Origin of the sequence: Tropicimonas sp. TH_r6 (genome assembly GCF_033101155.1) — a bacterium.
In the GTDB taxonomy this organism is placed as follows: Bacteria; Pseudomonadota; Alphaproteobacteria; order Rhodobacterales; family Rhodobacteraceae; genus Tropicimonas.
In genome coordinates this window covers 152,426-158,831 of record NZ_JAWMPX010000010.1, presented here as the reverse complement: position 1 = coordinate 158,831, position 6,406 = coordinate 152,426, and the positions used below count along the sequence as shown (strand labels likewise).

Sequence of the window (6,406 nt, the reverse complement as noted above, 5' to 3'; positions counted from 1 at the left end):
AGAGAGCTTCCTTGTCTTTCGTCAGGCATTCGACCGCCTTGGGGTATTTCGTGCCGTACTTCTCGGCGAAGGTTTCCATGGCGATTTGGGCCGCCGCGCGCGTGTCGGCCTGCCAGATTTCCCGGAGGTCGGATTTCACGCCGGGCTGCATCGACTTGGGGAACTTGTTGAGCACGTTTGCAACCTTGTGCATCCAGCATCGTTGGCGGCGTGTGGTGGGAAAGACCTCTTCGAGCGCCTTCCAGAACCCCATGGCGCCGTCACCGACAGCGATCTCAGGCGGGATCGCAAGGCCCCGTGCCTTGATGTCCACCAGCAGTTCGCGCCAGCTCTGAGCGCTCTCTCGCACGCCGACCTGAAAGCCCACCAACTCCTTCTTTCCTTCAGGCGTGGCACCGATGATGACGAGAATGCACTCGGCCTGGGGCTCCATGCGCGCCTGGAGATAGACGCCGTCGGCCTAGATGGAGACGTAGCGCCGGGCCGAAAGGTCGCGGCGCTGCCAGCGGTCATATTCGTCCTGCCATTCTCCAGTCAGCCGCGAGATCACACCCGGCGACAGGTTCGGGGCATCCGTGCCGAGCAGTGCGCCCAAAGCTTCCTGAAAGTCCCCGGTGGAGATACCGCGTGGGTAGAGGATTGGAAGCAGAGCATCGAGGCTCTTCGAACGGCGCGCCCACCGCGGAAGAATAGCCGACGTGAACCGGATCTTCTCCGTTTCGGAGACAGCGGCCCGGTCACGCACCTTCTGACGCCGCACGTCCAACGCACCGATCCCAGTCTGGATCGTTCGTTCCGGGCCTTGCCCGTGCCGGACAATGCGCTTCCGGCCATCGGGAAGCTGTTCGTCCGAGAACTGAGAAACGAACGCATCGGCCTCGGCCCGGAGCGCGGCGGCCAGCATGCGGCGCGCGCCTTCTCGGGCAATCTCGGTCAGTGGATCGTCAACCGAATCCGGCTGACGAAGGGGGACTACTGCTGTATCGGTCTTCATGGCGTATCTCTCCACCTGGAGGTTTCGGCAGGCTTCATCACCCGCCAAGATACGCCACCCTTTCAAACCCCATCACCCAGTTTCGGCCATAGCTCCCGACGGCGACGGGAAGGGCTCAGAAGTTTCCCCGTGCAGCCTCGGCCAGGACCATCTTGTCCAGCGTCAGATCTGATACCGCACGTCTAAGCCGCTGGTTCTCCGTCTCCAACTGCTTCAGGCGCTTCAACTGATCCCGGCTCATGCCGCCATACTCCTTGCGCCACCGGTAGTAGGTTTGCTGTGTCACGCCGATCTGGCGAACTGCATCGGCAACCGAGCTGCCCTGACCTTGCAGCACTTCAACCTGCCGTAGCTTCAGCACGATCTCTTCGGGTTTGTCTCGCTTTCCAGCCATCGTTTGGTCCTCCTGAAAACGGGATAAATCTATCCCAGTTGGTGGACCACTTCTTTGGGGGCACTCCACATCGACGAGCGCTCCTCGGTTTTGCACCCGATCAATCGGGTTTGGGGGGCTGGTTGTCTTCCGTCCCATAGCATTTCAGGAACATCTCCACCGCCGCGCCGACAAAGAACCGGACTTCCTCCTCGGAGGGCGGGCTGTCGTGATATGCCAGTAGCCGGGCGCGGAACGTGCCGGTCAGGCAGAGCTCGATGAATTGTCCGGCGGCAAGATGGGTGTCCCCGATCTCCAGCACCCCCTCTGCGACCCTTGCGTCCAGATATTCCTTGAGCGCCATCACCCCGCGTTCCCGCCCCCCGCGATAGATCATCCGGGCGAGCTCCGGCTTGCGGCTGATAACGCCGATGACGAGGTGATGCGCCTGGATGACGAGGTCGGAACAGAGGAGCTGCACGAGGGAGCAGCCATAGCTCATCAGCACGTCTTCCTCCGTGCCGTCCGTTGCGAGCCAGGACTGGATATCGTTGAAAATCAGATCCTGCCGGCGTGCCAACGCAGCTTCGAACAACTCCTCCTTGTCGGCGAAATAGACATAGATCGTGCTCTTGGACACGCCCGCTTCGCGGGTGATGTCATTCATCGAGGCCGTGTCGAACCCGTCGCGGGTAAATACCCTCTCGGCCCCGTCAAGGATCTGCTCGCGCTTGGCAGGGTCCTGTCCGGCGGCGCGGCGGTTGGCAGGGCTGGCGCTGGATGCCTTCGCCGCCGCATTCGCATCATCCCCGGAGTCTTTTGACGTCATCCCGCATGCTCCTCTTCGTCACTCAAGCATCGAACCCGTCGGTTCGATTTCTTCTTGATCTGCACCACGAGACGCCATATGTCAACAATCGAACTCATTGGTTCGATTTCGAGTCGCACGAGGACATGGTGATGGCATTCGACACAAAAGCGGGCAGCAAGGCCGATTTCGATTTGACGGACGAAGGCGCGACAGCCGCGCCCGAAACCGGAGCAGCACCCGCCAAACGGCCGTCGCGGGCCAAGCGTGCCATCGCCCTGCTGGCGCTGCTGGCCGGGCTCGGCTATGGCGGCAAGCTGGCCCATGAGTACTGGACCGACGGCCGCTTCTTCGAGACGACGGATGACGCCTATGTCACGGCGGATTTCGCCACGCTTTCGCCTGAGGTCAGTGGGCATATCAGCGCCGTGCCTGTCCGGGAGAACCAGTTCGTCCGCGCCGGCGATGTGCTGTTTCGCATAGAGGATGGCGACTACCAGATTGCGCTGTCGCAAGCGCAGAACCAGGTTGCCATCCACGACCAGACGCTGACACGCATTACCGCGCAGATAGATGCCGCCCGCGCCTCCGTCGCGCAGGCAGAGGCATCCTTGCATGCAGCCGAAGCCACCCTGCGCAATGCCCGGAGCAATGTGGAACGGGCGCGCAGCCTGCGATCCTCTAATGTTACCAGCCAGGCGAAACTCGACGACGCCGAGACCTCGTTGGAGGCCGCGCTGGCCGGGATCGAGCAGTCACACGCCACGATTGCCGCGGCCGAGGCCAATGTCGCCGTCCTGCAGGCGCAACATACAGAGCAGAGTATCGCGAGGGAGGGGTTGGAGCTGAGCGTCGCACAGGCGAAGCGCAACCTGAACCGGACTGTCCTGCTCGCCCCCTATGACGGCGTGGTGGCCAATGTCGCCGTGGAGACGGGCGACCTCGTCGGCTCGACCAGCACACTCGCCGCGGTTGTTCCCACTGATGCGCTCTATGTCGAGGCGAATTTCAAGGAAACCCAATTGGCCCATATGGCGCCCGGCGCGTCGGTGCATCTGAAGCTCGACATGCTGCCCGACCTTGAGTTCGAGGGCCATGTTGTCTCGCTGGCGCCGGGCACGGGGGCGGTCTTTTCCCTGCTGCCAACCGACAACGCGACGGGCAACTTCACCAAGGTCGTGCAGCGGGTGCCGGTGCGGATCTCCATTCCCGAAGAAGCCCTTGCGGATGGGCGGCTGCGGGCCGGGCTGAGCGCCGAGGTCTCCGTCGACACGCGGACTGGCACGCTTTCGGCCACGGAGCCGGAGCCCGGTGCCTGAGGATCGCTCCATGTCCGCCGAAGAAGAACCCATCCCGCTGCGCCGCATCATCGCCTTCGTGGCCATGATCATCGGCATGTTCATGGCGATCCTTGACATCCAGATCGTCGCCGCCTCGCTGGCCGACATCCAGGCAGGCCTTGGTGCCAGCGCAGGGGAAATCTCCTGGGTCCAGACCTCCTACCTGATCGCCGAAGTGATCATGATCCCGCTCTCGGGCTTCCTCGCCCGCGCGCTCTCCACCCGGATCCTGTTTTCCTGTGCCGCACTCGGCTTTGCCGGCGCCAGCCTGCTGTGTGCCACGGCGAGCAATATCGACCAGATGATCCTCTACCGCGCCCTTCAGGGCTTCATCGGCGGAGGTATGATTCCGGCGGTCTTCGCGACGGCCTACACGATCTTTCCCCGTTCGAAACGCGCCATCGTCACGCCGCTGGTCGGCCTGATCGCCACGCTCGCGCCCACGCTCGGGCCGACCATCGGCGGCTATCTCTCCGAGACCTTCTCCTGGCACTGGCTGTTCCTGATCAACATTATCCCCGGCGTCATGGTCGCGGTCACCGTCTGGCTGCTCGTTGATTTCGACAAGCCCAACATGGCGCTCTTCCGGCGTTTCGACTGGATCGGGCTGGCGGCCATGGCCGCCTTCCTCGGCTCGATGGAGTTCGCGCTCGAAGAAGGGCCGGGCAAGGACTGGTTCGAAGACGAAATCGTGCTGGGGGCTGTGATCCTGATGTGCCTCGGCGGCATCATCTTCTTCTTCCGCGCGCTGACCCGGGAAGAACCGGTGGTCGACCTTGCCGCTTTCCGCAACCGCAACTTCGCCATGGGTTCGGTGTTTTCCTTCGCGCTCGGGACCGGGCTCTATGGCATGGTCTATCTCTACCCGCTCTATCTCGGGCAGATCCGCGGCTATGATGCGCTGATGATCGGCAAGGCGGTCTTCGTTTCCGGCGCCGCCATGTTCTTGACAGCCCCGCTGGCAGGCGCGCTGTCCAGGCGGGTCGACCCCCGCCTGATACTGTGCCTCGGCTTTGCCAGTTTCGCGACGAGCTGCTGGATGCTGACCGGGCTGACCGGGGAATGGGACTATTGGGAGCTGTTCTGGCCGCAGGTTCTGCGTGGGGCTGCGCTGATGCTCTGCATGGTCCAGATCAACGACCTGGCGCTTGGCACGCTGCCGCCAGCGGAGCTCAAGAACGCTTCCGGCCTGTTCAACCTGACCCGCAATCTCGGCGGTGCGGTGGGGCTTGCGGTGATCAACACGCTGCTGACGCGGCGAAGCGATTTCCACTACGATCGGATCGGAGATCACATGACATGGTCGAACCCACAGTTTCAGGACCAGTTGCGCCTGCTGACCGCCAACGCCACCGCCCATGGGCTGGACGGCCCGAAGGTCGCGTTGTCGCAAATGGTGGCGCGGGTCACGCAGCAGGCGGCGATCTTGTCCTTCATCGACATCTTCTACCTGTTCTTCCTGCTCTTCCTGGCCGTGGCGGCCCTGACGCTGACAATGCAGAAACCCGCGGAGAACGCGGCGGCGGCACCTGCCCACTGATCGGCAGAACCCATACGCTGTTGCCGCGGCACCGAGCACGGACGGCTGCTTTTTCCGCTGATCCGTCCTCGCTACGACACGCGGCGAATGGCCGGTGTCCGCCCTCCTTGTCCATTTCTGCACTGCGGCGCCAAGGGCACCGCATTAAATCGGAGGACCGTCGAGAACGGCCCGATCCAGCCGTTCGTTCATGCCGTGTTGAACGTCCGGTTCGGCGTTCGCCTGATAGCCCGAGGCTCGGTCTGATCATTCGAAAAGTCTTGGGGTTTGATGTCGTCACGACCGTCAAATGAGCGCGGAAATCCGATTTCGGAGAGATCATGTACCTGTGCCGCCGCGATCAGTCGACCTTGGGCGGTTACGCCAGATTCTAATGCATCAAGTGACGCTGCAACGGAACCTGATGCATTGAGGATCTGATTGCATCCTCGGCCCCAGCCTGGAGCCTGTTTATACTGGAAGTGACGGACTTCAGTTCACCGCTCCGGTGAAGGTTTCCGTGAGTCGCTGGTTGAGGCCATGGTGGGGTTTGGCCGATGTGCCGTAGTGCAACTCCGCGAGGGCGGCGATGTCGTTGAAGATCACCTTCACGGATCCATCATCGGCTGTGTAGACCAGCAGCTTTTGGCAGAAGGCATCCAGCCCGATCGCCGGAAACTGCGCCATCGCGACGCCACCAGGTGCGGGCCCACCAAATAGCAGCAAGGTTGTCGGGGCGAGATCGACACCTGTGGCGGCGACCTGCGCTGTGAAATCCACCTCGCCGAACCAGATCGTGTCGCCTTGGGCCATGACGCTTTGCTTCAGCCGGTCGATGGTCGTTTCAAAGTCATGGGCTGATGTCAGTTCGATGATGCCGAAATCCTCTACAATGCCCTCGGTAGGCGCCGGTTCCGCGACGACGGACGCCGCCTCAAGGATCTCTGTCAAGGTTGTGTCGAAGGCTTCGCCAGTTGCGCCAAGATCAAGCCCGTGCCGGATGGCGAGGAAATCGGCATCCGTGTAGATGACCTTTGCTTGTCCCTGTTCGGCAAACGACAAGACCCGAAACGGCAAGTCGAGCCCGGCGCGAATATCCTGCTGCAGGATCTGTGCCTCAACCTCGGGGTTCGAGAAAAGTTGCACCCGCGACGGCGGCATTTCCTCTCCCGCCTCTGCCGCCAACCGGGCGTGGTCGATGTCGATGACCGGCTCATATCCCGCAGAGAGAACGGCGGTCTTGATGGCGTCAAAGGAGGTATCGACGGCCGCTTGAGCCGCGTCTTCCGCTTTCGCGATTGTGCTGAAGGCCAGGATTGCGGTCGCAAGCACGGAGCTCAGAGCCAGTATGCGCATGGGAGATTCTCCTTGA

At 62.3% G+C, this 6,406-nt stretch carries 4 protein-coding genes and 2 pseudogenes; 2 read left to right on the top strand and 4 right to left on the bottom strand.

Annotated elements, in window-relative coordinates; genetic code table 11:
* The 3 genes and pseudogenes from R3X27_RS12145 to R3X27_RS12135 all read right to left on the bottom strand — a co-directional run.
* Positions 1 to 1,035 (bottom strand): annotated as a pseudogene (locus R3X27_RS12145) (IS256 family transposase); the annotation flags it as partial.
* Positions 1,036 to 1,092: 57 nt separating this feature from the next.
* Positions 1,093 to 1,388 (bottom strand): annotated as a pseudogene (locus R3X27_RS12140) (transposase); the annotation flags it as partial.
* Positions 1,389 to 1,488: 100 nt separating this feature from the next.
* A complete protein-coding gene (locus R3X27_RS12135) occupies positions 1,489 to 2,196 on the bottom strand; it encodes a TetR/AcrR family transcriptional regulator (RefSeq protein WP_317709125.1) in 708 nt (235 codons plus the stop codon).
* Positions 2,197 to 2,327: 131 nt separating this feature from the next.
* On the opposite strand from R3X27_RS12135, the gene R3X27_RS12130 reads away from it, so the two are divergent.
* Both R3X27_RS12130 and R3X27_RS12125 read left to right on the top strand, forming a co-directional pair.
* A complete protein-coding gene (locus R3X27_RS12130) occupies positions 2,328 to 3,494 on the top strand; it encodes an HlyD family secretion protein (RefSeq protein ID WP_317709124.1) in 1,167 nt (388 codons plus the stop codon).
* A 10-nt stretch (positions 3,495 to 3,504) separates the two neighbouring features.
* Positions 3,505 to 5,055: a DHA2 family efflux MFS transporter permease subunit gene (locus tag R3X27_RS12125; protein ID WP_317709123.1), complete on the top strand. Its 1,551-nt coding sequence runs from the start codon at positions 3,505 to 3,507 to the stop codon at positions 5,053 to 5,055.
* 471 nt (positions 5,056 to 5,526) lie between these two features.
* On the opposite strand, the gene R3X27_RS12120 is transcribed toward R3X27_RS12125, so the two are convergent.
* Positions 5,527 to 6,390: a DUF302 domain-containing protein gene (locus R3X27_RS12120; protein ID WP_317709122.1), complete on the bottom strand. Its 864-nt coding sequence runs from the start codon at positions 6,388 to 6,390 to the stop codon at positions 5,527 to 5,529.
* Between the last annotated feature and the right edge of the window lie 16 nt (positions 6,391 to 6,406).

Bases quoted from the DNA above. Each gene is read 5' to 3' on its own strand.
- R3X27_RS12135 (WP_317709125.1), bottom strand. From the start codon at position 2,196: ATGACGTCAAAAGACTCCGGGGATGATGCGAATGCGGCGGCGAAGGCA.
- R3X27_RS12130 (WP_317709124.1), top strand. From the start codon at position 2,328: ATGGCATTCGACACAAAAGCGGGCAGCAAGGCCGATTTCGATTTGACG.
- R3X27_RS12125 (WP_317709123.1), top strand. From the start codon at position 3,505: ATGTCCGCCGAAGAAGAACCCATCCCGCTGCGCCGCATCATCGCCTTC.
- R3X27_RS12120 (WP_317709122.1), bottom strand. From the start codon at position 6,390: ATGCGCATACTGGCTCTGAGCTCCGTGCTTGCGACCGCAATCCTGGCC.